This is a genomic window from Rhizobium sp. BR 362, from assembly GCF_036528765.1.
Taxonomy (GTDB): domain Bacteria; phylum Pseudomonadota; class Alphaproteobacteria; order Rhizobiales; family Rhizobiaceae; genus Rhizobium.
Window position 1 is genome coordinate 379903 of the sequence record NZ_JARWGH010000002.1, and the last position, 26521, is coordinate 406423.

Sequence of the window (26521 nt, forward strand, 5' to 3'; positions counted from 1 at the left end):
GCTATCATGCAGGTCAGCGATCTCTTCATCTATCCGCTCAAGAGCGCGCGCGGCATTGCCATTCCATCTGCCTCGATCGACGCTTTCGGCCTGATCGGCGATCGTCGCGCCATGCTGGTCGAACCATCGGGCGATTTCATCACGCAGCGCGAAGTGCAGGATCTTGCCCGCATCGACATCCAGCCCGGCCCCTCCTATCTGCGCCTGAAAATGGACGGCAAGGCCGACATCATCGTGCCGCCGCCGCAGCCTGACAACCGCATGGACGTCGTCGTCTGGAAATCGACGGTCAGCGCCTCCGTTGCCGATGAAGAAACCAACAAGGCTCTGTCCGCCTGGCTCGCGCGCGATGTCAAAATGGTCTTCTTCGACAGGTTCGCCAAGCGCAGCGCCAATCCGGAATGGGCCGGCGGCGAAACGCCGGTCACCTTCGTCGACGGATACCCTGTTCTCGTCACCACAACCGGCTCGCTGAAGGCGCTCAACGCCAATCTTGCCAGCCATGGCGAGGGCGCGGTCGGCATGGACCGTTTCCGCCCGAACATCGTCATCGATATCGATGAGGAATGGCCGGAGGACCGCTGGGCGGCAATCGAGATTGGCGGCATTCGCCTCGATCTCGTCAAGCCCTGTGCCCGCTGCATCATGACAACGCAGGACCAGAAGACCGGCTCGCGCGATGTTCCGAATCCGATGCCCGCCATGGGCCGCGTCCGCATGTCCGCCGACCGCCGCGTGCCCGGTCCGCTGTTCGGCTGGAATGCCGCGCCGCGCGGCGAAGGCTCGGTGAAGATCGGCGATACGGTGACTGTGGTCGAGGAACGGCCGGAGGGCTGGGAATTCAAGCGGCGATAGCCGTTTCGCCGCTTGTTTAGCGCTTGCGGGGCCGAGGCAGCAGGTGCATGCTGAGCGCTCATTTTGAACCCGTCAGTTGCGGCTGAAGCAGCCGTGGCGCACCGGGCTTTCGCGAGGTGCGTGCGATGGAGTGCGCGGGCTGCGGTTTCGATATTCAGAGCGGCTTTGCTTTCTGTCCGCGATGCGGCGCAAAGCAACCTATCTCCTGCGCTGCCTGCGGCTTTCCCTGCCAGCCTGATTTTGCCTTCTGCCCCAAATGCGGCGCCGCAATTTCCGACAAAGCCCAACCTGTTGCCAAGCCGATCATCGAGGCGGCACCGACAAAATCCGAGGATGATGCCGACCGGCGGCCGGTCACGGTGCTTTTTGCGGATCTCTGCGGCTTCACGACCCTCAGCGAGCAGATCGACCCCGAGGTCATGCGGGTACTGCAGAACGAATTGTTCGAAGAGATGACGCAGGCGGTCGAGGCCTATGGCGGCTTCGTCGACAAGTTTGTCGGCGATGCGCTGCTGGCGCTGTTCGGCGCGCCGGTTGCTCATGAGGATGATCCGGTAAGGGCGCTCAATGCCGCACTCAACATGATCGATCGTGCGACGCAGGTGGGCGAGCGCTGGCAAACGCGCGCGGGCGTGCCGCTGCGTCTGCATATCGGCATCAACAGCGGCCCCGTCGTCACCGGCGGCTTCGGCGCCGTCAGCACCAAATCCTATTCCGTCACCGGCGATACGGTGAATACCGCCCAACGCCTGCAATCCATGGCAGGCGAAAACGATATCCTCGTCGGGCCGCTGACCTATCGCCTCACCCGCCATGCCTTCGCCTTCGACAGCCTCGGCGCCCAAACATTGCGCGGCAAGAGCGGCAACGTGCTCGTCCATCGGCTGACGGGACCGCTCGAAGCGCCGCATACGGCACGCGGGCTCGAAAGTTTCGGCCTTCAGGCGCCGATGATCGGACGGGATACGGAATTGTCGCGGCTGCTGACCTGCCTCGACCTTGCCTGCGGCGGTGCGGCGCAACTTGTCCGCCTCATCGGCGAAGCAGGTATCGGCAAATCGCGGCTGGTCAACGAATTTATCGACATCGCCGGTAATGCCGCCCGCTTTCAGGGCCTCGCCATCCGCAAAGCAACCTGCTCGCCTCTTGGCGAACAATCTTATGGTACGCTTGCCGCGGTCGTGCGCAGCGCCTACGGCATCGGCGAACGGGATGATCTCGACAGGACCCGACAATTGCTGGCAACGGGATTCCGCGCGCTCGATCTCACGCAAGAGGATGTCGAGGGACTTTTGCCGCTCTTTCTGCATGTCCTCGGCCTCGGTGATCTCAGCGGAGAGCTGCGGCACATAGAGCCGGAGCAATTGCGGCGGCAGATCTTCTATGCAGTCCGTACCGTCTTCGAGCGGCGTCTGGCGCAGGGTCCCCTGCTGCTCGTCATCGAGGACCTGCATTGGGCGGATGCCGCCTCGCTGGAAGTGCTCCGCTTCATGATGGATCGGCTGGAACGCAGCCGGCTGATGCTGCTTGCGATTTACCGGCCGACATCGCAGATCGATCCGCTGGACTCCAATCGCGTCAGCGTCACCGTTCAGCGCCTTGGCCCGCTTAATGCAGCCGACGGTCAGAAGCTCCTCGCGGCTTTTTTCGGCGAGAGTCATGGCAAGCTACCGGTCGCGATGCGCAAGCGCATTCTCGATCGCGCCGGCGGCAATCCGCTCTTCATCGAAGAGATCCTTCGGGGATTGATCGACATGGGCAGACTGCACAATGACGGCGAACGGTGGCAAGTTGCAGCGGAAGACACGGATGTCGATATTCCGGTCAATCTGCAGGCCCTGTTGCTTGCCCGTGTCGATCGTCTGCCGCAGGAGATTAGACGGCTGGCGCAGGAGGCGGCGGTGGTCGGACCGAAGTTCGACACTGCGCTGCTCCGCACCGTCGCCACTGACCCCGCCGCCATCGATGCCGGGTTGGATTATCTCTGCGATGCCAATATTATCGAGGAATTGCGCGGGCCGGATGCCGGCGCTTCTCCCACCTATCGCTTCAGCCAGTCCCTGCTGCACGATGTCATCTACCATAATCTCCTGCTGCAACGGCGCATGGAACTTCATCGTCGGATCGGTCGGGTTTTGGAACGCCAATATGGTTCGGCGCCCGACCGGCCCGAGCATTTGGCCCAGCTCGGCCATCACTTCAGCCTGACCACCGAGAAGGCGAAAGGAGCCGGCTATCTGATGGCCGCCGGCGATCTGGCGCGCAAGACCTACGCCAATGACGATGCGATGCGCCTTTATCGCCAGGCATTGGCCACCTTCGCGAACGAGCCGGAGGTAGGACCGGAGCAATTGGCGCTCCTGGAGCGTCTCGCCGATCTCTGCGGCCCTGCCGGTCGCCGCGAGGCCGCCTTGAGCCATTATCAACGAGCGCTGATGATCCATCGCACCGGGGACGATCGGATCGCGGCAGCGAGGATATTGCGCAAAATCGGCCGACTGTATCTCGAGGCGGGGCGCCGCGATCAGGCGGAGGCGCATTGCGCCGAGGCCGAAACCATGATTGCGACGATCGATGCGCCGGTCGAACACGCGCATCTCCTGCAGGAACGCGGCCATCTGGCCTTCCGCATGGGCGATCAGGCCGCTGCCGCCGAATGGGCGACGCAGGCCCTGCAACGGCTGCAAACGCTTCCCATCGACGGAACGACGGAAGCCGGACGAGAGGCGGCGCGCGCGATGGCGGAGGCGCTGAACACCAAGGGCGCGGCACTTGCGCGGCTCGGCCGCCGCCGCGATGCCGTGCAGGAAGTGGAGCGCAGCCTGACGGTTGCCGAAAAGGCCGATCTGCAAAGTGCCGCCTGTCGCGCCTATTCCAACCTCGGCGTGCTCTACACCATTGTGGATCCTGCCCATGCCATCAAGATCTGCCGGCGCGGACTGGAGGTCGCGACCCGTATCGGCGATCTCGGCTTCCAGGCGCGCCTTCTCGCCAACCTCGCCGTTTCCTGCTGTACCTTCACCGACCGCTGCGCCGCCGAGGGTGTACCGGCAGCGGAGAAGGCGGTGGAAATCGACCGGGCCCTCGATCAGCGCGACCATCTTTCCGTGCCCCTGATCGTCCTTGGCCAGATTCATCAATGCCACGGGCAGCCGAAGCTAGCCCGTAAGTATTACGAGGAAGCCCTTGAGGTAGCAAAGGAAATTGACGAGCCGCAACTGCTCTTTCCGTGCTATGATGGCTTGGCAACTCTGAGCCTTGAGCATGACGACATGGACGAGGCGGAACGGTATTTCACGCTGGCGCAGGATGTGTGCATTCGTCACAACCTCGATCCAGGTACGCTCATCGTATTGCCGTTTCTCGACTGACTGTCTTCGTCGGGGATCCATTGGGAGAATCTAGTCACATAGAGGGAGGAAGGAAGATGCAGGAGAATCAGGCCGAAAGACCATTGCAGCCTGGAGATCGGGCACCGAATGTCGTGTTGGATGCGATCACCCGCCAGGGCAAGGTCGCCATCGACGATTTTCGCGGCCAGAGGCCGGTGTTTGTCGGGTTGTTCCGCGGACTGCATTGTCCCTTCTGTCGCCGGCAGATCGCCGCCATGGCCGAACTCACCGATGCGCTACAGGAAAAAGGCATAGATAGCCTGACCGTCGTCAACACGCCGATCGAGCGCGCCCGCCTCTACTTCCGATACCATCCGCTTCCCAATCTGCTGGCGGCATCGGACCCGGAGCGGGTATCGCACAAGGCCTTCGGTCTGCCGAATATTCAGTTCACCGAAGCGGAGAATAACTGGCCGCACAAGGTCAGCATGGATGCTGTGATGTCGATGCGCATCGATATGCCGGGCGAACTTCCGGAACCCATGAACCCGATCGCGGCTATGGAATTCCTCGACAAGGCGGACGGCTATGAATTCACCGAGGATGACAAGCGGATGATTGCCACCGGCGAAGGCCAGCTTGTCGGCGAATTCCTGCTCGATCGGGATGGCGTCATTCGCTGGTCCTTCACGGAAGTCGAAGAGGCCGGCCGCCATATGTTCGGCATTCCCGCTCCGCGGGAGGTGATGTCGGCCGCGTCGAATATGGCTGTTTGACGCGAGCGGACTTTTAGCTCCGAATCACACCTTCGGCATGATCCCGTCCGCTGCGCACTTTCGGGATCATGCTCTATCTTTTGGCGGCGACGGCCGGCCGCTCCTGCGGCGTTTCCAACGCCGCGTTCAGCGCTTTCAATGCTGCTTGGATGAAACCGTCGCGCGCCGCGGCGATCTCTATGCCGCGCGGTTCGTAGACATGGCGATACAGGAAGAAGCCGGTCAGGCGGAAGGCGGCAGCGAGGCTTTCGCCATCCGCCGCTTCGACAGCGCCGGCGGTAAGGAAGGGCGGCAGCGCCAGCATCTTGTCGGCCCAGGGCAGGCCGGCGGCACGGCAGACGGCGCGTCCCGTCTTCGGCGAAACGAAGGCGAGATCGTCGCGCGCACCCGTTGCCGCGCATTCGGTCAGATCGAGGCCGTAGCCGAGATCATTGAGCACCGCCAACTCGAAGCGGACGAAAAGCTCGCCGGCGTCCATGGGGTTCTGCAGGTTTTCGAGAATGACATTCAGCGCATCATAGAGATGCGGATGCGGGTCGCGCTCAGGCAGCAGACGCAGCAGCGCGCCCATGGCCTGCACGCCATAGACGGCGGTCGCCGTCTCCATCAGCCTTGCCGCCCGCAACCGCACCGGCTCCATGCGGAATTCGCCGAGGTGCTCATGCAGCCGCGCCCGCCAGGTCACTTCGACCAGATTGCCCGCCTGCAGCACCGGCTGCATGGCGCGCGACCGCCCAGAGCGCACCAATCCCATGTGCCGGCCACGATCACGCGTCATCACCTCGGCAATGACACTGGTCTCGCCAAGGCGCTTGACGCCCAAGATGATCGCCTGATCCTGCCACTGCATCGGCTGGTTCGTTCCGCAGAATGTCGTGATTCGAGTTTAGGACAAACGACAGCCGCTGTCACATGTTGGCCGATGCGCCTAAAGCGTCGCGACCTTCGGGATTCGCTCAGTGCGCTCTAGATTGTTGATCTTGCGCCTGTCGTTGTCGCAAGACCGCTACACACTTTTGCGCGACAGGCTTTAGGGCGGGCTGCTCGAGGGATCGCTTACCGATATCAGCCTGTCGACGAATGCCCACATCGCCGCCTCGTCGAAAGGCTTGTTGAGCAACGGCACATGCCGCAGGTCCGGTGGAAAATCGAGCGTATCAGGATAGCCGCTGACAAAACCGAAGGCGATGCCGCGCTCTGCCAGCAACCGGGCAAAGCCGAAACTCATCGACTCCCCCAGATTGACGTCCAGCATTGCGAAATCATAACGATCTGTATGAATGGCGTTAACCGCCTGCTCCAGATTGGAGGCGATTTCCACCTCCTTGACCCCGATGAGACGAAGAATTTCCTCCGCCTCCATGGCAATGATCAGATTGTCTTCCAAAATGAGAACGCGCTGAGCCGTCATATCAGCGCCATCCCCGCGTGCGCGCGCCAAGCGGCGCCGAGCCCCGTAAACATTCCCACATCTATCCCTCCGGCGCCGATCATCGGCCCGTGTTGAATGGATGGCATTCCCCCATCCGTGTTGGCTAGATCTCATGTGACATGACCTTGCCCCGACCCGCTTCGCACTTTTTATCCCGCGGGACTATGGGCTCGTCATCATGCTCCAATCGCATTTGCCGCCGCGGTTAGTAAAAGGTGAAACTGGTCGAAAAGTGACGAAAATGTAGTCTATGCTGATACACCCGCCATAACCATTTAAAAAAGACATGTAGCAGCCACGTCGATGCTGCCTGTCAGATGAACGGCCGCCTGCCTCTATCCAACCCTTCCCATTCGGCGAGAGCGGCAAGGCCCTTGCCGTTCAACACGTCGCAGCCGCGCTCCTGCCAGCGGATCAATCCGCGTTCGGACAGCTTTTTCAATGTCTTGTTCGTATGAACGATGGAAAGGCCGAGCGTATCGGCAATGTGCTGCTGCGTAATGGGAATGACATTGCTGCCATCGAAGAGATGCAGGGCCCTCGCCCGTTGATGCAGGTAGGCGAGCAGATAGGCGGCTCGTTCCTGCGCGGACCGGCGGCCGATGCTTAACAGATGCTCGTCCAAAATGCGTTCTTCGCGCGCGGCGATCCAAGTGAGATCGAAGGCGAGCGACGGGTGCTTGTTATAGAGCGCCATCAGTTCCGCACGCTCGAAAACACAGAGAGAGACCGGCGACAAAGCCTCGGTCGAATGCTGCATCTCGCCCATGATCGAGCCTTGCAGGCCAATGAGGTCGCCGGGCATCACATAGTTGAGAATCTGCCGGCGCCCATCTTCGAGGGTCTTATAGCGAAAGCCCCAGCCGGACAGAATCGTGAAGAGGTGAGCGCTGTGGGCACCCTCCAGGAAGATCGTCGCACCGGGATCGACGACGAGTTCACCCTTCTTGAAATTCGCGACGAAACTCAGTTCCTCGCGACTAAATTCGCGAAAATGTGGCAATCGCCGCAGCGGACAGAGTTGGCACGGCGTCTTCTCCCTGTGGATCGTCGTGGTCTTGACCATTCGCGCCTCTTCGATCGCGCCTGCGGAAGCGATCTGTCCGACGTCTGTCGTGAGGTAAGACACTCAACGGGAAATTGTTCCGTCAGCGCGGAAACTCCAGCCCCATTTCGCGGAACCGTTCCGGATCGTCGCCCCAATTCTCACGCACTTTGACGAACAGGAAAAGGTGCACCGGCTGTTCGAGGATTTCGGACAGCTCCTTGCGCGAGGCCGTCGAGATCGACTTGATCGTCTCGCCCGATTTGCCAAGGGCGATCTTCTTCTGACTTTCGCGCTCGACATAGATCACTTGCTCGATGCGAACCGAACCGTCCTTGCGCTCTTCCCATTTTTCCGTTTCGACATGCGAAGAGTAGGGAAGCTCCTGATGCAGGCGCAGAAACAGCTTTTCGCGCGTGATTTCCGCGGCGAGCTGGCGCATCGGCAGGTCCGAAATCTGGTCTTCGGGATAATACCACGGACCTTCCGGCAGGGTCTTTGCCAGATAGTCCATGACATCGTCGCAGCCAGAACCGTTTTCGGCCGAAATCATGAAGGTCTGCTCGAAGGTAATTTTCTCGTTGGCGGCGGCGGCAAGCGCCAGCAGGTCCTCGCGGCGAACGCGATCGATCTTGTTCAACACGAGGATTTTCGGCTGGGAAACCTCCTTCAGCCCTTCGAGAATGGCTTCGGCATCGCCGCGTATTCCGCGCTCGCTGTCGATCAGAAGCATGATGAGATCCGCATCCTTGGCGCCGCCCCAGGCGGTCGTCACCATCGCCCGGTCGAGGCGCCGGCGCGGCTTGAAGATGCCGGGCGTATCCATGAAAACGATCTGCGCATTGTCATGGATGGCGATGCCGCGCACGATGGCGCGCGTCGTCTGCACCTTGTGGCTGACGATCGATACTTTGGCGCCGACGAGGCGGTTGACGAGCGTCGACTTGCCCGCATTGGTCGGGCCGATAAGGGCCACGAAACCCGAATGCGTGGGGCCGATATTTTCAGCCGCACCTTCGCCGGCCAGGTCTTCCTGATTGGTCATTTTTTCCGTCATTTCTAGGCAGTCATTTTCATTTCTGAACAGGCTGGGGCTGCCATACACCTTCGCGCTCCAAAATCCGCGTCGCAGCCACCTGCTCGGCGGCGCGCTTGGAGCGCTCTATACCAGTCTCGGGCGCGGTTCCCGTCACTTCTACCGTTACCGTGAAACGAGGATCATGATCCGGTCCGCTTCGGTCATCAACCCTGTAAACGGGCGTGACGCCGAATTTCGCGTGCGCCCACTCCTGCAATTCCGTCTTGGCATCGCGTCTTGCGCCATCGGGACGGATGGCGCGGCGCTCCCAATAACGCAGAATGAATTTGCGCGCCACTTCGAGGCCGCCATCGAGATAAAGCGCCGCAATCAGGCTTTCCACGACATCGGCGCGCACGTTCAGCATGCGCTTGCCAGTCAGCTTCTTCACATCGGCGCCCGTGCGGATGAAGAGATGCAGTTGCATCTCGTCGGCGACTTCGGCGCAGGTCTCGGCGCTGACAAGCTGATTGAGGCGCACCGAGAGCTCGCCCTCGGTCGCCGTGCCGAAGGTTCGAAAAAGGAGTTCGGCGATGCACAGGCCGAGAACCCGGTCGCCGAGAAATTCCAGCCGCTCGTAGTTGCCGGCCTTGTGCGTGCGGGCACTGGCATGCGTCAGAGCCCATTCGAGGCGCCCCTTCTCGGCGAATTCGTGGCCTATTGCGGCTTCAAGCCTGACACGATCCGCCTGCGGGAGCGCCTGCGTCTTCGTCATTCGACAACCTTGAAGAGACGGTCCCAACGCATGTTGGTCGGCCATTTCCAGATTTCGCGGAACGAGGTGTCGTGGCCGAGCGAGAAGAAGATGACGCTGGCGCGGCCGATCAGGTTCTCAGCCGGCACATAACCGACGTCGAAACGGCTGTCGTCGGAATTATCGCGGTTGTCGCCCATCATGAAATAACTGCCCGGAGGCACGACATATTCCTGCGTATTGTCACCGCGCGACGTCTGCGACAGGTCCAGCGTGTCGTAGACCTTGCCGGTATCCGGCAGGCGCTCGCTGTAAACGGGAATGTCGTCACCCGGCTCCTGGCTGTAGTCCGAGGCGAAGGTTCCGTGCGGCTCACGCGGAACAGCCTGGCCGTTGATGTAGAGAATATCGTTCTTCACCTGAATACGGTCGCCCGGCAGGCCGATGACGCGCTTGATATAATCGACATCCGGATTCGGCGGGAAACGGAAGACCACGACATCGCCCCGCTTCGGTTCGCTACCGAAGATGCGGCCGCTGAACAGATCCGGCGAAAAAGGCAGGGAATATTTGGAATAACCGTAGGCAAACTTATTGACGAAGATATAGTCGCCAACAAGAAGCGTAGGCATCATCGAGCCGGACGGAATGGTGAAGGGTTGAAATAGTACCGTGCGGATGATCATGGCCAGGACCAGAGCCTGTACGATGACCTTTATGTTTTCCCACAGGACATTCTGCTGTTTTTCGGCTTTCTCGGACACGCAGTCTTATTCCTTTTTCGCACCCCACCGGCGCACTTCACTTTCAGGCACTCTCTATCCGCTTCATACCACGGCGGCAATGGTGCAGGTATTAAAAGCGACACACAGTCGTCATTAGCCCGCAATCGGCAGCGCTTCGATGATCACAAAGGCTTGAGCGAGAGGGAAATCATCGGTTATCGTCAAATGAATGGCGGCGCGATGATTTTCCGGCAGCATTGCGGCCAATCTTTTGGCGGCACCGCCCGTCAACTGCATCGTCGGCTTGCCGCTCGGCAGGTTGACGACACCCATATCGCGCCAGAAAACGCCTTGCGCCAGACCGGTGCCAAGCGCCTTGGAGCAGGCCTCCTTGGCGGCAAAGCGCTTGGCGTATGACGCAGCCTTGTTCTTGCGTCCTTCGGATTTAGCGCGCTCGATATCGGTGAAGCAGCGGTCGGTGAACCGTGTGCCGAAGCGTTCGATCGATTTTTCGATACGGCGGATGTCGATGAGGTCGCTGCCTATCCCGATGATCATGAGAAGGCCCTCCAGCCGGCCGCTACGACGTTGCGTCCGTCAAACGCTCGATGCGTTTTCGGCAAGGGCGAGCCGTTCGCGCGCCCGTTCCATGAGCCGGGCCTTGCGGCGGCTCTTGAAGCTCTTCACGCCGTAATAGGTCAATGCATAGACGACGACACCGGTGACGATTGCCGGCGGAATGCCACCGATCAGCATCGGCTTCAGGATCGGGTCCCAGAGCTGCAGGAGATCGCCCTTATGCCACAGCGCCGGCAGATCGACGCCACCGCTTTGGCCGCTGCTGTCGCGCGCCAGGATCAGATGACCGATTTCCCAGGTGAGACCCCAGATGAAGGGATAGGTGATGGGATTGCCGGCAGCCAGGCAGCCGAGTGCGGCCGCAATCACGTTGCCGCCGACGGCATAGGCGATGATGATCGCCATGATGAAGTGCACGCCGATAAACGGTGTCCAGGACACGACGATCCCTGCGGCAAAGCCCGCCGCCACCGAATGCGGCGAAGCAGCAAGACGCACCAGGCGTTTTCCAAAATATTGGAACGAACGAACGAAACCCTTGCGTGGCCAAAGGTGCTCCCGCAGTTTTTCCTTCAAGGTCAGTGGTTTTCGGCGGCGAAATAACATGCGGCTTATCTAGTGCAGGGAACGCCGTCATGACAAGGGCGGCCAAGCACATCATGCATCGATTATCCGACCTTAACGCCGGCACTCTCCAGAGTGCCACATGTTCAACGAACAGGAATAGGCCGCTCTGGCTTTATCTGACGCGGAACATCCTGTCTGCTTTCGGCGGGATGCTCCAAGGGCGCGGCAGTAGGCACGCCCTTCCCATTTCGGAAGTATTGTCAGCGATTAACGCTGACGGAACAAGCCGCGATCGACCTGACGCTGACGATATTCAAGGTCAAAACGGTCGTGCGAGCCATTTAGATAGGCCATTTCACGTTCTTCAGCACTCGGAACGCGCAAGGCGCGGGCGACTTTCTTGATCGGACCAAACATTGTCTTCTCTCATCTCTGTTTCGTTTCTTCGATGACCAGAAGATAGGCATGACAAAAGTTAATTACCACAGCTCTTAAATAGAGGCAGCCATGCATATGACGCATGCCTTCATCCAAATTTGGGCAAATTCGATCACAAAATGATCATAAACTATGCAATCGGCTGCGATTGACGCCCGAAAAGCTAACTATTCGTAAAGTCGCTTCACGGTGGCGATGCAATCAAGTTCCTTGAGCTGCACCAGAAGCTGATTGAGCTGGCGCAAATCCCAGACTTCGACATCCAGCGCCATCTCCGTAAAGTCGGCGGCAACGCGCACCGTATTGAGGAGACGGATGTTGACGTCGATATCGGCGACCGTCTGCGCGACCTTGGCGAGCGTACCCGGCTCGTTCAACGCGTTGATCAGGATGCGGGCGGTGAAGCGGGACTTGTTGGCCTCATCCAGATCCCAGCGCACGTCGATCCAGCGCTCCGGCTGGTCGTCGAAACGCTGCAGGACCGGCGACTGGATGGGATAGATGGTGATGCCTTTGCCCTTTTCCATGATGCCGACGATACGATCGCCGGGAACGGCGCCGGTCGGAGCGAAATGCACCTCGACATCCGCCGCCAGGCCGCGGATCGGCAGGGCGTCCACCCCTTCGACGCTGGCAGCGAGATCCGCCTTGGTCTTGCCGGGGATCTTGAAGATCATGCCCGCGGCGCTGCGGACGTTGAACCAGCCTTCGTCGCCGGCGGGCTTGATCGTGACGCGCTCATCCTGATGGTCTGGGTAGACGGCCCGCAGCACGTCGAGCGACGACATCTCCCCTCGTCCGACGGCAGCAATCGCGTCCTCAACATCCTTCTGGCCGAGGCGGTGCAGCGCAGGCTTCAGCGCTTCACGCGAAAAGACCTTGCCGGCGCGCTCGAAGGTGCGCTCCAGAATGCGATGGCCGAGGCCGGCATATTGCTTGCGAATGGCAAGGCGGGTTGCGCGGCGGATGGCGGCGCGCGCCTTGCCGGTCACGACGATCTCTTCCCAGGCGGCCGGCGGCACCTGCACGCCGGAGCGGATGATCTCGACTTCGTCGCCGTTGGAGAGACGAGTCACCAACGGCATAATCCGGCCGTTGATCTTGGCGCCGACGGTGGTGTCGCCGATATTGGTGTGCACGGCATAGGCAAAATCGATCGGCGTGGCGCCGCGCGGGAGGGCGATCAACTTGCCCTTCGGCGTGAAGCAGAAGACCTGATCCTGGAATAGTTCCAGCTTGGTATGTTCAAGGAATTCTTCGGGACTGTCGCCTTCCGCCAACGCCTCGATGGTATGGCGCAGCCAGGAATAGGCATTGCTTTCACGCGACAGCAGTTCACCATCGCCGTTATTGTTGGTGCCGTCCTTATAGAGTGTGTGGGCAGCGATGCCGAATTCGGCGATCTCATGCATGCGCTTGGTGCGGATCTGCAGCTCGATGCGCTGGCTGGATGGGCCGACAATGGTGGTGTGCAGGGAACGGTAATCGTTCTGCTTCGGCGTGGAAATATAATCCTTGAACCGGCCGGGCACGACGCGCCAGCGCGTGTGCACGATGCCAAGCGCGCGATAGCAGGAAGGAACGTCATCGACCAGCAGGCGGAAACCATAGACGTCGGATAGCTGCTCGAAGGAAAGCGACTTCGACTGCATCTTGCGGAAGACCGAATAGGGCTTCTTCTGCCTGCCCTTGACCATGGCGTTGGCGAGGCCATTGGCAACCAGCAGGTCGCGCAATTCCGTCTCGATCTTCTTCACCAGGCCTTCGTTGCGCCGCGACAGTTCTTCGAGGCGCTTGGTGACCGTGTCATGCGCCTCCGGATTGATGTGGCGGAAGGAAAGCTCCTCCAGCTCTTCACGCATGTCCTGCATACCCATGCGGCCGGCAAGCGGCGCATAGATATCCATCGTCTCTTCGGAAATGCGGGCACGCTTTTCCGGCGACATGTGGTCGAGTGTGCGCATATTGTGCAGGCGGTCGGCGAGTTTGACCAGGAGCACGCGGACGTCGTCGGAAATGGCGAGCAGCAGCTTACGGAGATTTTCCGCCTGCTTCGCCTTCTTGGTGACGAGATCGAGCTTCTTGATCTTGGTCAGTCCTTCGACCAGGCGGCCGATATCCTCGCCGAACAGTTCATCGATTTCGGCCCGCGTCGCGGTCGTATCTTCGATCGTATCATGCAGGAGAGCGACGGCGATCGTCGATTCATCCAGACGCATGTCTGTCAGGATGGCAGCAACTTCGAGGGGATGGGAAATATAGGGGTCGCCGCTGGCGCGTTTCTGCTGCCCATGCTTCTGCATCGCATAGACATAGGCTTTGTTGAGAAGCGCTTCATTGGCATCGGGCTTGTATTTCTGCACACGCTCGACAAGCTCGTATTGCCGCATCATTCCCAAGCTACTCCCGCAAAATAAAAGCGCGCCAGTCTACGACCGGCGCACGCATTACTTCATCATATCGCTCTTGGTTAGAGCATCAAGCGCGACGATCAGTAATCGTCGCTTTTTTCTGGCGGAACAAGGCCTTCGATACCGGCGAGAAGCTCTTCTTCCGACATCTGGTCGAAGGTGACGGCTTCCGGCTGATCTTCTTCCTCTTCGCCCGAAGCCGAAGCAGCGCCGCCGGCGGCCAAGAGGCTTGCCGGATCGGGCTCAGGCTCATCGATCTCGACGTGCTTCTGCAGCGAGTGGATCAGATCTTCCTTCAGATCATCGGGAGACAGCGTCTCATCGGCTATTTCGCGCAGGGCGACGACGGGGTTCTTGTCGTTGTCGCGGTCGATGGTGATCGAGGAACCCTGCGAAATCAGGCGAGCACGATGGCTGGCAAGCAGCACGAGCTCGAACCGGTTTTCTACTTTATCAATGCAATCTTCTACTGTGACACGGGCCATTGCCTGTCCTTTGCGGTCGTGATGTCGTCATCATGTCTCGGAGTAGCACGCCCGATACAAGCAAACGATGGCAAATTCAAGTTTTTCCTGCTTCAGGGCTGCCAATCCCTCCACAATGCGCTAAAATTCATTAGACAAATTACGTATTCAACCTACAGTTGCTTGGAATATCATAAATCGTGCCCTAAATCTCGTTTATATGAATAATTCATAAAGTAATACGAATTATTCTTGGGCGTCATGCAAGACATTGTTTTGACTGCATTTTGGCTAAAAGTAATTGCGTTTTGGTAACAATGGATATGTAAGCGATGTTCGACCCACGCGAAAAAATTGCACTTTTTATAGACGGCGCCAATCTTTACGCTGCGTCGAAAAGTCTTGGTTTTGATATCGATTATCGCAAGCTGCTGAAGGCCTTCCAAAAGCGCGGATATCTGCTTCGGGCTTATTACTATACCGCTCTTATCGAGGACCAGGAATATTCCTCGATCCGCCCGCTCATCGATTGGCTCGACTATAACGGCTACAAGGTCATTACCAAGCCGGCGAAGGAATTTACCGACTCCATGGGCCGCCGCAAGATCAAGGGCAACATGGATATCGAGCTGGCGATCGATGCCATGGAGCAATCGGAAACCGTTGATCATCTGGTCATTTTTTCTGGCGACGGCGATTTCACCACCCTGGTGGAAGCACTGCAGCGCCGCGGCCGCAAGGTGTCCGTCATCTCCACGATGGCAACCCAGCCGCCAATGATCGCCGACGACCTGCGCCGTCAGGCCGACCACTTCATTGATCTCGTATCGCTGAAGTCCGAAATCGGCCGAGACCCCTCCGAGCGTCCGCAGCGCCCGGCCGAGCCAGCGCCTGCCGTCGAGGTCGACGAGTAATCAAAGAAATGCGGAGCTTTATCTCGCCTGTGCGGACGAGATAAAGCTCCGCATTCGCTTATTTTATTTTATTTCACCCATTGTCCTTGAGCAGCCGGTTCTTCTGCCGGTTCCAGTCGCGTTCCTTCTCGGATTCGCGCTTGTCGTGGATCTTCTTGCCCTTGGCGAGAGCCAGCTCCAGCTTGGCGCGGCCGCTGTCGTTGAAGTAGATCTTCAGCGGGATCAGCGTCATGCCTTCGCGATTGACGGCTGAGCGCAGCCGGCCGATCTCGCGGCCGGAAAGCAAGAGCTTGCGGCGGCGGCGCGGCTCATGATTGAAACGGTTCGCCTGCAGATATTCCGGCAGATAGGAATTGATCAGCCAGATCTCACCATCCTCATCGGAGGCATAGGATTCGGCGATATTTGCCTTGCCTTCGCGCAGCGATTTCACCTCCGTGCCTTTCAGCACGAGCCCTGCCTCGTAGGTATCGATAATCTCGTAGTTGAAGCGGGCCTTGCGGTTTTCCGCAACGATCTTCTTCACCACGCGTTGGCTGCCTTTGGGTGCCATGATTCTTCTTCTTTTTCGTGCGTCAATTCCGGCAGCGGTCACCGGCCCGACAAGGTTTCAAACCTTAAATAAGCGAGACCGCCCTCCTTGTGAAGAGAGCGGTTTCGACAGGGCATTTCGTGAGCGCGTTGGAGTTGACGTCAGTTCAACAGGCCGGCATGACGCATGGCGGCGTCGATCGCCGCCTCCGTACCGGGCTCCAGTGTCGAGAGTAGCGGCGAGCGCACATTGCGGCTCATCCGGCCAAGGCGGGAAAGGCCGTATTTCGCGCCGCAGAGGCCCGGCTCCATGAAAATCGCCTTGTGTAGCGGCATCAGACGATCCTGATAATCCAGTGCCTTGGCGTAGTCGCCGGCCAGCGTTGCCGCCTGGAAGTCGGCACAAAGGCGCGGCGCAACATTGGCCGTCACCGAGATACAACCGACGCCGCCATGGGCGTTGAAGCCAAGCGCCGTCGCATCCTCGCCGGAAAGCTGGCGGAAGTCGCGGCCGCAGGTGATGCGCTGTTCGGAAACCCGTTCGATTTTGCCGGTTGCATCCTTGACGCCGACGATATTGGCATGCGCCTTGGCAAGCGCGCCCATCGTCTCCGGCGTCATGTCGACGACCGAACGGCCGGGAATATTATAGATATAGATCGGCAGCTTCACCGCCTCGGCCACGGCCGAAAAGTGTGCGTAAAGCCCCTTCTGCGTCGGCTTGTTGTAGTAAGGCGTGACGACCAGAACCGCATTGGCGCCGACTTTCTCGGCATGCTGGGCAAGCTCGATCGCTTCGCGGGTATTGTTGGAGCCGGCGCCGGCCATGACCGGAACGCGCTTGCCCGCCACCTCGATGCAAATCTCGACGACACGCTTGTGCTCATCATGCGACAGGGTCGGCGATTCGCCCGTCGTGCCGACGGGAACGAGCCCGCTGCTGCCCTCTTTGATCTGCCAATCGACATGGGAAGCGAAGGACGCTTCATCCACCTTGCCGGCGTCGGTGAAGGGCGTAACGAGTGCGGGAATGGACCCCTGGAACATGCAAGTCTCCTCGCGGCGCCGCTTTCATGCTTCAGCCGCAATCCATGGTTATGAATCCGCGCACCATAAAGCGCCCACTTGACGGCGACAAGCGCGCTTTCGATGGTAAAGGGCAGTTTCCGATATCATAATTGATTGAAATTCGGGCCAACGGTAAGGTTTCGTTAATATAAACTTCGGCAAATGGAGGGGGCCTGTTTTTTGTAGTGAGTAGTCGGATGAAAAGACCTGTCATGATCTTGACCGCTATGGGCGTGGCGGTCGCGTGGAGCGCTTTGGCCTCACAGCTTCCCGGCGAACAAACGACCATCCCCGAAACGACCGATGTGGCGATGACCATGCCGGATCCGTTGAATACCGGATCGATCCCGCGCGGCTCTGCCATAGCCCCCGTCGGCGGCGACTTGAAAGCCGGCCTGGATGCCCTTTCCGGCAAGAACCCGATGCAGGCGCTCGCCATCCGCAACAGCATGAGCCAGGGCACGCTCGACCGTCACATTCTGACCTGGGCAATCGCTACCTCTGGCCAGCCCGGCGTTCCGTCCGGCGAAATCGCCGCGGCGGCGCGTGAACTTGCCGGTTGGCCGGGTCTTTCCAGCCTGCGCGGCAATTCAGAACGCGCGCTTTACGCTGAAAATCCGCCCGCCGATCAAGTGCTTGCCGCCTTCGGCAATACCCAGCCGGAAACCCCGGAAGGCGCGGTCATCCTGTCGCGCGCCCTGGTTTCGCGCGGTGCATCGGCCCAGGCTGCCAAGCTCATTCGCAAGATCTGGCGCAACGAGGCGCTCGATAAGTCCCTGGAAGACAAAGTCCTCGCCGAATTCTCCAGCCTGCTGTCGCCGGCCGATCACAAGGCGCGTATGGACTATCTGCTCTATCGCGGCCGCACTGCTCAGGCGAAGCGTTTCGGCGATCTCGGCAAAGCGCAATCGCTCTACAAGGCCTGGGCGGCGATCAACAATCATGCCGCCAATGCCGCGGCTTTGCTGACTACTATCGATCCGCAATGGCGCAAGGATCCCGCCTATCTCTTCATGCGGATCGAGAACCTGCGTCGCCAGGATAAATATGATGATGCCGCCAATCTTCTGATGCAGATGCCGCGCGACCGCAGCGTACTCGTCGATGCCAGCCAATGGTGGGACGAGCAGCGCATCGTCAGCCGCGGCCTGGTGGATCAAGGCGAATTCAAAACCGCTTATCGCATCGTCGACGCCAGCGTCGCGGAGAGCGCGCAGGATGTCGGCGAGGCGGAATTCCATGCCGGCTGGTATGCGCTGCGAGGGCTGCAGGACGGAGCGACGGCCGCAACGCATTTCCGCAAAATTCTGCAGGTGTCGAACGGTCCGATCTCACTATCGCGCGCCTGGTATTGGCTCGGCCGCTCCGCCGAAGCCGGCGGTCCTGGCAAGGCAGCGGATTTCTATGCCAAGGCAGCATCCTACCCGAGCACCTTCTATGGCCAGCTCGCAGCCGAAAAATTAGGGCGCCGGACGCTGAACGTCACCTACCCCTCGCCGACGACCGAAGACCGGGAGCGCTTCCGATCCCGCGAAGCGGTCCAGGCCATCGCCCATCTCGAAGCGGCAGGTCACGCTTGGCGGGCCGACGCCCTTTATCGGGCGCTGGCGAAACAATTGCAGAGCCCCGGCGAGATCGCCATGCTGGCGGCGCAGGCCGAGCGCTTCGGCAATCACCAGCTTTCATTGCAGGTCGGCAAGATCGCCTATGGCCGCGGCGTCGACGTCGCGGCGCTTGCCTTCCCGATCGGCGTCATTCCGGACAATGCCAATATTGCCGGTTCCGGCAAGGCGCTCGCCTATGCCATTGCCCGGCAGGAGAGCGCCTTCAACCCGGCAGCAATCTCCTCTGCCAATGCGCGCGGTCTGCTGCAGCTTCTGCCGAAGACGGCCAAGGCAGTCGCCGGCCGCCATGGCATGGCCTATTCCGCCGACAAGCTGACGCAGGATGCCGGCTACAACGCGACGCTGGGGGCCCATTACCTCGGCGAGCAGATCGACGCCTTCGGCGGCTCCTATATTCTGACCTTCATTGCCTATAATGCAGGCCCGAACAAGGTTCCGGAGTGGATCAGCCGCTACGGCGATCCGCGCGGCAAATCCATCGACGATGTCGTCGACTGGATTGAGCGCATCCCCTTCCCTGAAACGCGCAATTACGTCCAGCGCGTCATGGAGAATTATCAGGTTTACAAGGCCCGGCTCGGCCAGAAGACCGATATTGAGCACGATCTGATCTACGGACGCGGCTGAGCTCCTGCCCGCACAAGCGCGATTGTTCAACACGACAAAATCGCGTTACATCCCTCGTGAAACGTCATCCACGAGGGCTGTCCATGCACAATGACGATGAGAGCGATTTTGCCAGCAGAGCGATTTTGGCGCCCGACGGGCTAAAACTCTACGCACGCGATTACGGCGGCGATTCGATCTCGGGCCTACCGCCGATCGTCTGTTTGCCGGGTCTGACCCGCAACTCCCGGGATTTTCACGACTTGGCGCTGCTTCTGTCACGTGATTCGGCGGCGCGCAGGGTGATTACACTCGATTTCCGCGGGCGCGGCCTGTCAGCCTGGGACGATGACAAAAGCCGCTACAATCTCGCCGTCGAGGCCCAGGACGTGCTTGCAGCCTGCGCTGCGTTGAATATACCGAAGGCCGTCTTCATCGGCACGTCGCGTGGCGGTCTTGTTCTGCATCTGCTGGCGGCCAGCCATCCCGATATCCTCAAGGCCGTCATTCTCAACGACATTGGCCCTGTTCTGGAAAAGGAGGGGCTCGTCGATATCCGCGATTATCTGAACCGCGACAGGAAGCCAGCCAATTGGGACGAAGCTGTCGAGATTCTACAGGAGAATCACGGTCGCGCTTTCACGGCACTCACGGGCAACGATTGGCGCGACATGGCTCGCGCGATCTACACGCTCACGGATGGCAAAGTCGTTGCGGATTTCGATCCCGCTATCGCCGCACAGATGAAGTCGCTCGATTTCGAAACGCCACTGCCGGATCTCTGGCCACAGTTCGAGGCGTTTCGGAATATCCCGTTGATGGTGATTCGCGGGGAGAATTCCAAACTGCTGACGACCGCTAGCCTAGAGGAGATGGCGCGGCGCCATCCCGGCATGACGACAAAAATTGCTATCGGGCAAGGACATGCTCCGATGCTGCACCTCGGGGATATTCCGGCCGCGATCCAGCATTTTCTCGCAACCATCTAAGCCCCTGCGCGGCACCGTCGACATGCATGGTGCAAAAAGAAAAGGCCCGGTTGGGAAAACCGGGCCAATCCCTTTCTGATCGGAGGTCAGATCAGAGTGTAAGTTTTGCCAATTCGGCTTTGAAAACCGAATTAGAAGCTGCGCTGGAAGCGGAGGATACCAGCCCACTGATCCTGGTTCACAGAATCGAAGTTGGTGTAGGTAACTTCCGGCTCGATGAGCAGGTTCTTGACCGGGTTGAATTTGAGGTTCGTCGTGGCTTCGAAGATCTTGGAGTCGGTGTAGGCGAGCTGCACGTTCCACTTCAGCTTGTCGCTGATCTTGTAGCCAACGCCACCCCAAACAGCCCAGTCACCCCAGCCGCAGAGATCGCCACGGCCAACCGGGCAAGCAGATGCGTTCAGGTTCGAACCGGCGTACTGGTTGAGCTTGTCGCCGTCGGTGTTCCAGCCGCCCATCAAGAAGGCCGTGAACGCGCCGAAGTCAGCGTCGACGCGAGCCTTGATAGCGCCTTCTTCGACGATCGAGTCGTAACCGCCGACAACCTTGAAGCCGAAGCCGCCAGCCTTGTAGCCAACGCCGGCAACGGCGTTCGGTGCATAGTGGTCAGCCTTGGACTGAACCCAAGCGCCGCCGTAGGAAGACGTATCGGAACCCGAGTTGGAGTCTTCGAGCGAGACGACAGCCGTGAAGCCGTTGCCTGCATCGTAGTTGTAGGTGATCTGGTTCAGTTCGTACGGGCCGTCATAGATCACGTCGTCGTTGATGACGTCGCCGGCGTAACCTGCGAACAGGTTGTACTGCGAGTCCTGCTTACCAACCAGGAAACCGCCGAGGCTGATGTTAGCCCAGAGCAGCTTGGTGGTCGTTGCGTTGCCGTCGTTCCAGTCAAAACGGTAGACGGTGTTGGTCTTCAGCGGACCGTATTCGGTGTCCGTTGCAGTGTCGACGCTGAGCTGAGCGCGGGTGTGCCAGTAGGTGCCGCGGTCGCCGCCCGGACCCGGATTGTAGGCATTGTACCAGCCGCCTTCGGTACGAACCATGCCGCCGATCTTGAGGCAGGTTTCGGTGCCCGGAATGAAGAAGTAGCCAGCGCCATAAGCGTCGCAGATGCGAACGTATTCAAGCGGCTCCGGCTCGGCAGCAACGACGGCATCGGCTGCATGAGCACCGGAAACTGCTGCCAGCGCAGCAGCGGAGCCGAGAAGAAGGCTCTTGATGTTCATAATAACTCCAGTTCTAAATATCGATTAGGTATGAGAATTCGCGCCGAGAAATCGACGGACCCTACCCCACCCTGTGTTCAAAGTTGACCCCTGATCTGGGAGAACCAAGACAAGAAGTCTTGCTTCCGATTTGCGAACCTACAGATCGATTTTTTCAGAGCAATATCAGAGACAAACTATAATCATATGTGACGATCGTTTCGAATTTCGCGTTGCACAAAAATCACGTCGTAAAAGTGTCACACAGTTTCTGCGGTCAAAAATCAAACTCTACTTAGGATTACTCTCCGCAAGAACTCAGACTGTAAATCTATACTACATTTGAATATTATAAATTTAGGATATTCAGAATATCATTCTTCGACGTTTCGATGCGACGCAGACCGACTATCCCAAATGCAAAAAGCCCGGCTCGAAAGCCGGGCTTTTCGTCACCAATGTGACAATCAGATTCTGACCGAGGCCAAATCAGATTAGAAAGTGCGCTCGAAGCGGAGGATACCAGCCCACTGATCTTCGTTGATCGAATCCCAGTTGGTGTAGGATACTTCCGGCTCGATGAGCAGGTTCTTGACCGGGTTCCACTTGAGATTCGTCGTGGCGGCGAAGATCTTGGAGTCGGTGTAAGCGAGCTGCAGGTTCCACTTCAGCTTGTCGTTGAACGGTACGCCAACGCCGCCCCACAGTGCCCAGTCGCCCCAACCGCAAAGATCGCTACGGTCAACCGGGCAACCATTCGGGGTATTGGTACCTGCGTACTTGTTCAGCTTGTCGCCGTCGGTGTTCCAGCCGCCCATCAAGAAGGCCGAGAAGGCACCGAAGTCAGCATCGACACGAGCCTTGATGGCACCTTCTTCGACGATGGAGTCATAACCACCAACGACCTTGAAGGACCAAGCGCCAGCCTTGTAGCCAGCACCGGCAACAACGTCCGGAGCGTAGTGATCTTCGCTGTTTTCACCGTTAGCGCCGGTTGCACCAATGCCAGAGTCGCTGTCTTCCAACGAGATCACAGCCGTGAAGCCGTTGCCGGCGTCATAGTTGTAGGTGATCTGATTGAGTTCGTACGGGCCGTCATAGACCACGTCGTCGTTGATGACGTCGCCAGCATAACCAGTGAACTGGTTGAACCAGGAGTCCTGCTTACCAACGCTGAAGCCGCCGAGGCTGATGTACGCCCACAGAAGGTTCGTGCTCGTGGAGCCGCCTTCCTGCCAATCCCAACGAAGGATGGTGTTCGTCTTCAGCGGACCGTATTCGGTGTCGGTGGCGGTGTTGATGTTCAACTCAGCACGGGTGTGCCAGAGCGTGCCACGAACGTCGTCCGGGTTGTAAGCGTCGTACCATTCACCTTCCGTACGAACCTTACCGCCGATCTTGAGGCAGGTTTCGGTACCCGGAATGAAGAAGTAGCCTGCACCGTATGCGTCGCAGATGCGAACGTATTCGAGCGGCTCCGGCTCAGCGGCAACAACAGCGTCAGCCGCGTGAGCACCGGAAACTGCTACAAGCGCAGCAGCGGAGCCGAGAAGAAGGCTCTTGATGTTCATTATTGACCTCCAGTCAAAGTTTCAATCGAGAATGAGAACTACCCGAAGGCATTCCCTGCCCCATCCTCGTGTTTCAAGAAGTGGACGATCAATCGCCCTCGCTTCCGAGATTGAAAATACAAGACGCGAACTGTCACGCAATCTACATCTTATCGGAAAGGGGTATTTACGTGAGCCTTCCGTAATTCCTGTTGCCGAAAGGACACAAGTCCGCGAGACGGGGCTCGCATTTGTTTATAGTTTGTTAAGAAAGCCCTTACGGTACCGGCACTTACAGGTCGCTTTTAACTGATGCCGTGGGGACGAGGCCGGCTGTCACAATGGCCGATTCAGGGCAAATCCGGGGCTGCCGCGGCGTCAAGGTCACCATTTTCGACATCTGCCGTGGTAACCATCAACATTGCCGAACAAGCAAATCCACTTTCGCCATCTTACCGCAGCGCCGCGAGGCTGTGATTCTGCTGCGGCCGATTCGATCGGGAATCGATATTGGCGATTATTCGCCAGCAAGATCGCAACGGAATGACAGAAGAGAATCAATTGCCGACAACGCCGTGGAGGGAGATTTCGGTGCTGGCGAAACGTCTGCGATTTGTCGCCCGCCTTTGAGAGGTGAAGGCATGGGCGACGAGGGCCAGCAGTTCAGCATCTCGCGCGGAAATCCCTAGACATGCAATGACGAGGGACTGGAGGCGCAACATCGATCGCGGCCGGTGCATTCATGCCGTATGATCTGGAATCTATCGAGCCGGAGCAGAGGGCTTTGCAAACCATCCACAACCCGTTGGGCACGAGGTTGTCACCCATGTCTTAGGTACAAACTGTTACCTATCTCTTCGGTATGGACAAAGGTGGGATGGCGGAGAAGATGGGATTCGAACCCACGATACGCTTTTGACGTATACTCCCTTAGCAGGGGAGCGCCTTCGACCACTCGGCCACCTCTCCGGTGCGGCCCTGATACGGCCAATCATTTATCGACGCAAGCGCTTTTTCGCCTCCATGCACGTTCTCCCTGCATTCGGCGGTGCGCGCGTCGTTCAGGGCGAACCCGATAGCCGGCGCGCACCTCTCTCAACGCAGCAACTGCTTAAGGTCCGCAGCCGAATCGGCCAGAACTGCCTTTTCCGGGTTGGTGCCCGTTTCCAGCAGCTTCTTGCCTGTCACATAGGCCTTTGCGTCGTTGATGGCATCGACAGCGATGAAGCGGCCCTGCTTGAAATACCAGACCGAAGCCGAGCCTTCGCGGCCACCGGCTCGCAGAAGGGTCTCGTCGTAACCGAGATTGAAGCCGGCGATCTGCAATTTCACGTCATATTGATCCGACCAGAACCATGGTTTCGGATCATAGGGCTCGTTGCCGCCGGCGATGATTCCCGCTGCGGCTTCGGCTTGGTCGACGGCGTTTTGTACCGATTCGAGACGGATGCGGCCGCCATCCCAAGGTAGTTCGGCGCAATCGCCCACAGCGAAGATCGAGGGATCGGAGGTTCGGGCAAACGAATCGACGACAATGCCGTTGCCTACTCCAAGCCCCGCCTCCTTGGCCAGCCGGTCACTTGGGGCGACGCCTATGCCGACGATGACGAAATCGACGTCTATCGTGGATCCATCGGACAGCTCGGCGGCAACGACATGGCCATTCTTGCCTATCAGTTGCTTGAGGCCCGTCTTTTCGCGGATGACGACATCATGTTGGCGGTGAATCGCGCGCATGATGTCGGCAGTCTCCTTGGCGGCGACTCGCTGCAGGATCCTGTCGGCCATTTCGATAAGCGTGACTTCAAGGCCGCGATGGCGGGCAACCGCCGCCGCTTCGAGACCGATATAGCCGCCGCCGATGATGAGAACACGGCGGCCCGCGCGCATTTCTCTGGCGAGTTGATCAGCATCGCGTTTGTCACGGGCGAGATAAACACCTTCGAGCGCCCCACCGACGGAGGGCGGCAGACGGCGCGGCATGGCGCCGGTCGCCAGCGCCAGCGTCTCATAGCCGAGCGCCGAGCCGTCCTGCATGGCCACCTGTTTTGCGGCCCGGTCGATCTGCTCGACCCAGGTGGAGAGACGGATCTCGACGTTGTTGTCGGCATACCAATGCTCAGGACGGAACAGCAGCCTGTCGAAGGCCATCTCGCCGAGGAGATATTTTTTGGTCAGCGGCGGTCGCTGATAGGGAAGGCTTTCCTCCGCGCCGATAATGGTGATCGGCCTTAAATCTCCGAGCGTTCGCAATTTGGCGGCAAGCGCGAAACCGGCCTGTCCTGCCCCGACGATGACCAATCTGCCCGTCACGATCCTTACTCCATTATATAGTTATAGCGGCTCGTTATCCTGATATAGGACGGCGCTCCCAAGGATTTCAGGGGTAACGCCTCCCCTAGCAAGCGTCAATCATAGCTGACCTTGCGCCCGAGATCGGGAGAAAATTAGGGCAGAAGCTCAGGCCGGTATCTCGACCCAGCGACGCTCATAAAACGATTGCGCCATGGCGTGCACCGATTTTTCGATGCGCAGGCCATCCACAAAGCTTAAGACGGATGCCGCATCGCCGGAAATGGCGCGGATCAGCTCCCGGCATTCGATGATCTTCAGATCGTTGAAGCCCAGTCCATGGCCAGGCGCAGGGATGAACCGGTCGTAAGGCCGGTGAGCCGGCGCGGCGAGAATCCTGCGGAAGCCCTGTTCGGTTTGCCTGCCGTCCGCCTGATAAAGCTCGAATTCGTTCATGCGCTCCTGGTCGTAAACGATCGATCCTTGCGAGCCGAAGATCTGCAGCGCGATGCGGCCCTTGCGGCCCCAGGCGGAGCGATTGGCCATCAGCACCGCGGAGATGCCGCCACCGAGCCGCATCAGCACATTGGCCAAGTCGTGATTCTCGACGGTGCGCCGCCCGCCGTCCTTCAAGGGCCGTTCGGCATAGGGCTTTCCCATATCGGTGATAACAGCTTCGACATGGCCGAACAGAAACCAGAGCAGCGACAGCGGATGCACGGCGAAATCGTCAAGCGCGCCATAACCGCTCGCAAGCTCGCTTTTCCAATAGAAGAAGCCCTCCGGATCGGCCATGAAGTCTTCGTCCATTTCGACGCGGACATGATTGACCTCGCCGATCGCGCCTTCATCGATCAGCGTCTTGATATGCCGCATCACCGGGTTCTGGATATAATTGTAGCCGAGGATGGCGACCTTGCCCGAGGCCTTGGCGGCGCTCAGCATGCGTTCGGCGTCAGTGTAAGCCGGCGCCATCGGCTTTTCGCACCAGACATGCTTGCCGGCTTCCAGCGCCGCGATCGCCATTTCCGGATGGAATTGATTCGGCGTGGTGACGGAGACGACATCGACTTCGGGATCGGCGATCAGCTCGCGCCAGTCGGCGGTCGCCTTGTCGAAACCGAATTCGTCACCACGCGCTTTCGCCAACTCGGCATTGGCTTCCGCAAGATGCACGAGGCGCGGGCGCTCCACATCGCCGAAGACGGTCTTGACCGCATTCCAAGCCAGCGCATGGCATTTGCCCATATAGCCGGTTCCGATCAATCCGACGCCAAGCGACTTCATATCCATTTCCTCCATCAGCTTCCTCCTGAAGCATGAGCGATTTTTGGAATATTTGGAC

The 26521-nt window shown here is 59.1% G+C and carries 24 protein-coding genes and 1 tRNA gene; 7 read left to right on the forward strand and 18 right to left on the reverse strand.

The annotated features are described in order from the left end of the window. Positions 1–6: 6 nt before the first annotated feature. The 3 genes from QDY28_RS04095 to QDY28_RS04105 all read left to right on the forward strand — a co-directional run bounded on the left by QDY28_RS04095 (position 7) and on the right by QDY28_RS04105 (position 4963). Positions 7–855 (forward strand): MOSC domain-containing protein, encoded by an 849-nt coding sequence (locus QDY28_RS04095; RefSeq protein ID WP_331380387.1) that lies wholly within the window; start codon positions 7–9, stop codon positions 853–855. A gap of 125 nt (positions 856–980) precedes the next feature. Then, a complete protein-coding gene (locus QDY28_RS04100) occupies positions 981–4226 on the forward strand; it encodes an adenylate/guanylate cyclase domain-containing protein (RefSeq protein ID WP_331380388.1) in 3246 nt (1081 codons plus the stop codon). Between the two features lie 56 nt (positions 4227–4282). After that, positions 4283–4963, forward strand: coding sequence for a peroxiredoxin-like family protein (locus QDY28_RS04105; RefSeq protein WP_331380389.1), 681 nt, complete (start codon positions 4283–4285; stop codon positions 4961–4963). A gap of 73 nt (positions 4964–5036) precedes the next feature. Here the strand turns inward: QDY28_RS04105 and recO are convergent, their stop codons facing one another. From recO to rpoZ, 11 genes are all read right to left on the reverse strand, one after another. Then, positions 5037–5813: a DNA repair protein RecO gene (gene recO / locus QDY28_RS04110; protein WP_331380390.1), complete on the reverse strand. Its 777-nt coding sequence runs from the start codon at positions 5811–5813 to the stop codon at positions 5037–5039. Between the two features lie 180 nt (positions 5814–5993). Further along, positions 5994–6509: a response regulator gene (locus QDY28_RS04115; protein ID WP_331380391.1), complete on the reverse strand. Its 516-nt coding sequence runs from the start codon at positions 6507–6509 to the stop codon at positions 5994–5996. 199 nt (positions 6510–6708) lie between these two features. Further along, complete coding sequence (locus QDY28_RS04120) at positions 6709–7461, reverse strand: Crp/Fnr family transcriptional regulator (RefSeq protein ID WP_331380392.1); 753 nt, start codon at positions 7459–7461, stop codon at positions 6709–6711. An 82-nt stretch (positions 7462–7543) separates the two neighbouring features. Next, the gene (gene era / locus QDY28_RS04125) at positions 7544–8485 is read right to left on the reverse strand and encodes a GTPase Era (RefSeq protein WP_331380393.1); all 942 of its coding nucleotides are present in this window, start codon (positions 8483–8485) and stop codon (positions 7544–7546) included. A 28-nt stretch (positions 8486–8513) separates the two neighbouring features. Continuing rightward, on the reverse strand, positions 8514–9233 hold the full coding sequence (gene rnc, locus QDY28_RS04130) for a ribonuclease III (RefSeq protein WP_331380394.1): 720 nt from the start codon (positions 9231–9233) through the stop codon (positions 8514–8516). Further along, positions 9230–9976 (reverse strand): signal peptidase I, encoded by a 747-nt coding sequence (lepB, locus tag QDY28_RS04135; RefSeq protein WP_028753427.1) that lies wholly within the window; start codon positions 9974–9976, stop codon positions 9230–9232. Before lepB ends, rnc begins: the two co-directional genes overlap by 4 nt. A 114-nt stretch (positions 9977–10090) precedes the next feature. Continuing rightward, positions 10091–10495 carry a holo-ACP synthase gene (gene acpS, locus QDY28_RS04140; protein ID WP_331380395.1) on the reverse strand — a complete coding sequence of 135 codons (405 nt, stop codon included), beginning with the start codon at positions 10493–10495 and terminating at the stop codon, positions 10091–10093. Between the two features lie 39 nt (positions 10496–10534). Next, positions 10535–11122, reverse strand: coding sequence for a DUF2062 domain-containing protein (locus tag QDY28_RS04145; RefSeq protein ID WP_331380396.1), 588 nt, complete (start codon positions 11120–11122; stop codon positions 10535–10537). Positions 11123–11350: 228 nt separating this feature from the next. Continuing rightward, positions 11351–11500, reverse strand: coding sequence for a DUF3563 family protein (locus QDY28_RS04150; RefSeq protein WP_331380397.1), 150 nt, complete (start codon positions 11498–11500; stop codon positions 11351–11353). A gap of 188 nt (positions 11501–11688) precedes the next feature. Beyond that, positions 11689–13914: a RelA/SpoT family protein gene (locus QDY28_RS04155; RefSeq protein WP_028753430.1), complete on the reverse strand. Its 2226-nt coding sequence runs from the start codon at positions 13912–13914 to the stop codon at positions 11689–11691. A 98-nt stretch (positions 13915–14012) separates the two neighbouring features. Continuing rightward, positions 14013–14417 carry a DNA-directed RNA polymerase subunit omega gene (gene rpoZ, locus QDY28_RS04160; protein WP_331380398.1) on the reverse strand — a complete coding sequence of 135 codons (405 nt, stop codon included), beginning with the start codon at positions 14415–14417 and terminating at the stop codon, positions 14013–14015. Between the two features lie 311 nt (positions 14418–14728). Here rpoZ and QDY28_RS04165 point away from each other — a divergent pair, with 311 nt between their 5' ends. Next, positions 14729–15310, forward strand: a complete 582-nt coding sequence (locus tag QDY28_RS04165; RefSeq protein ID WP_331380399.1) for a LabA-like NYN domain-containing protein — start codon at positions 14729–14731, stop codon at positions 15308–15310. Between the two features lie 73 nt (positions 15311–15383). On the opposite strand, the gene smpB is transcribed toward QDY28_RS04165, so the two are convergent. Together smpB and dapA are read right to left on the reverse strand one after the other, a co-directional pair. Then, complete coding sequence (gene smpB / locus QDY28_RS04170) at positions 15384–15863, reverse strand: SsrA-binding protein SmpB (protein ID WP_028753433.1); 480 nt, start codon at positions 15861–15863, stop codon at positions 15384–15386. A gap of 140 nt (positions 15864–16003) precedes the next feature. Continuing rightward, positions 16004–16888 (reverse strand): 4-hydroxy-tetrahydrodipicolinate synthase, encoded by an 885-nt coding sequence (dapA, locus tag QDY28_RS04175; protein WP_331380400.1) that lies wholly within the window; start codon positions 16886–16888, stop codon positions 16004–16006. 218 nt (positions 16889–17106) lie between these two features. On the opposite strand from dapA, the gene QDY28_RS04180 reads away from it, so the two are divergent. Together QDY28_RS04180 and QDY28_RS04185 are read left to right on the forward strand one after the other, a co-directional pair. Continuing rightward, a complete protein-coding gene (locus QDY28_RS04180; RefSeq protein ID WP_331380401.1) occupies positions 17107–19161 on the forward strand; it encodes a lytic transglycosylase domain-containing protein in 2055 nt (684 codons plus the stop codon). Between the two features lie 83 nt (positions 19162–19244). Continuing rightward, positions 19245–20129, forward strand: coding sequence for an alpha/beta fold hydrolase (locus QDY28_RS04185; RefSeq protein WP_331380402.1), 885 nt, complete (start codon positions 19245–19247; stop codon positions 20127–20129). A gap of 131 nt (positions 20130–20260) precedes the next feature. On the opposite strand, the gene QDY28_RS04190 is transcribed toward QDY28_RS04185, so the two are convergent. Then, positions 20261–21355, reverse strand: a complete 1095-nt coding sequence (locus QDY28_RS04190; protein ID WP_331380403.1) for a porin — start codon at positions 21353–21355, stop codon at positions 20261–20263. A gap of 473 nt (positions 21356–21828) precedes the next feature. Further along, entirely contained in the window at positions 21829–22905 is a 1077-nt protein-coding gene (locus QDY28_RS04195; RefSeq protein WP_331380404.1) for a porin, read from the reverse strand. A 320-nt stretch (positions 22906–23225) separates the two neighbouring features. Between QDY28_RS04195 and QDY28_RS04200 the strand changes: the two genes are divergently transcribed. Further along, entirely contained in the window at positions 23226–23573 is a 348-nt protein-coding gene (locus QDY28_RS04200) for a hypothetical protein (RefSeq protein ID WP_331380405.1), read from the forward strand. 189 nt (positions 23574–23762) lie between these two features. On the opposite strand, the gene QDY28_RS04205 is transcribed toward QDY28_RS04200, so the two are convergent. The 3 genes from QDY28_RS04205 to QDY28_RS04215 all read right to left on the reverse strand — a co-directional run bounded on the left by QDY28_RS04205 (position 23763) and on the right by QDY28_RS04215 (position 26463). Then, positions 23763–23853 (reverse strand) — tRNA-Ser (locus QDY28_RS04205). Between the two features lie 126 nt (positions 23854–23979). Further along, positions 23980–25197: an NAD(P)/FAD-dependent oxidoreductase gene (locus QDY28_RS04210; protein WP_331380406.1), complete on the reverse strand. Its 1218-nt coding sequence runs from the start codon at positions 25195–25197 to the stop codon at positions 23980–23982. Positions 25198–25344: 147 nt separating this feature from the next. Further along, positions 25345–26463: a Gfo/Idh/MocA family protein gene (locus QDY28_RS04215; RefSeq protein ID WP_331380443.1), complete on the reverse strand. Its 1119-nt coding sequence runs from the start codon at positions 26461–26463 to the stop codon at positions 25345–25347. Positions 26464–26521 lie beyond the last annotated feature (58 nt).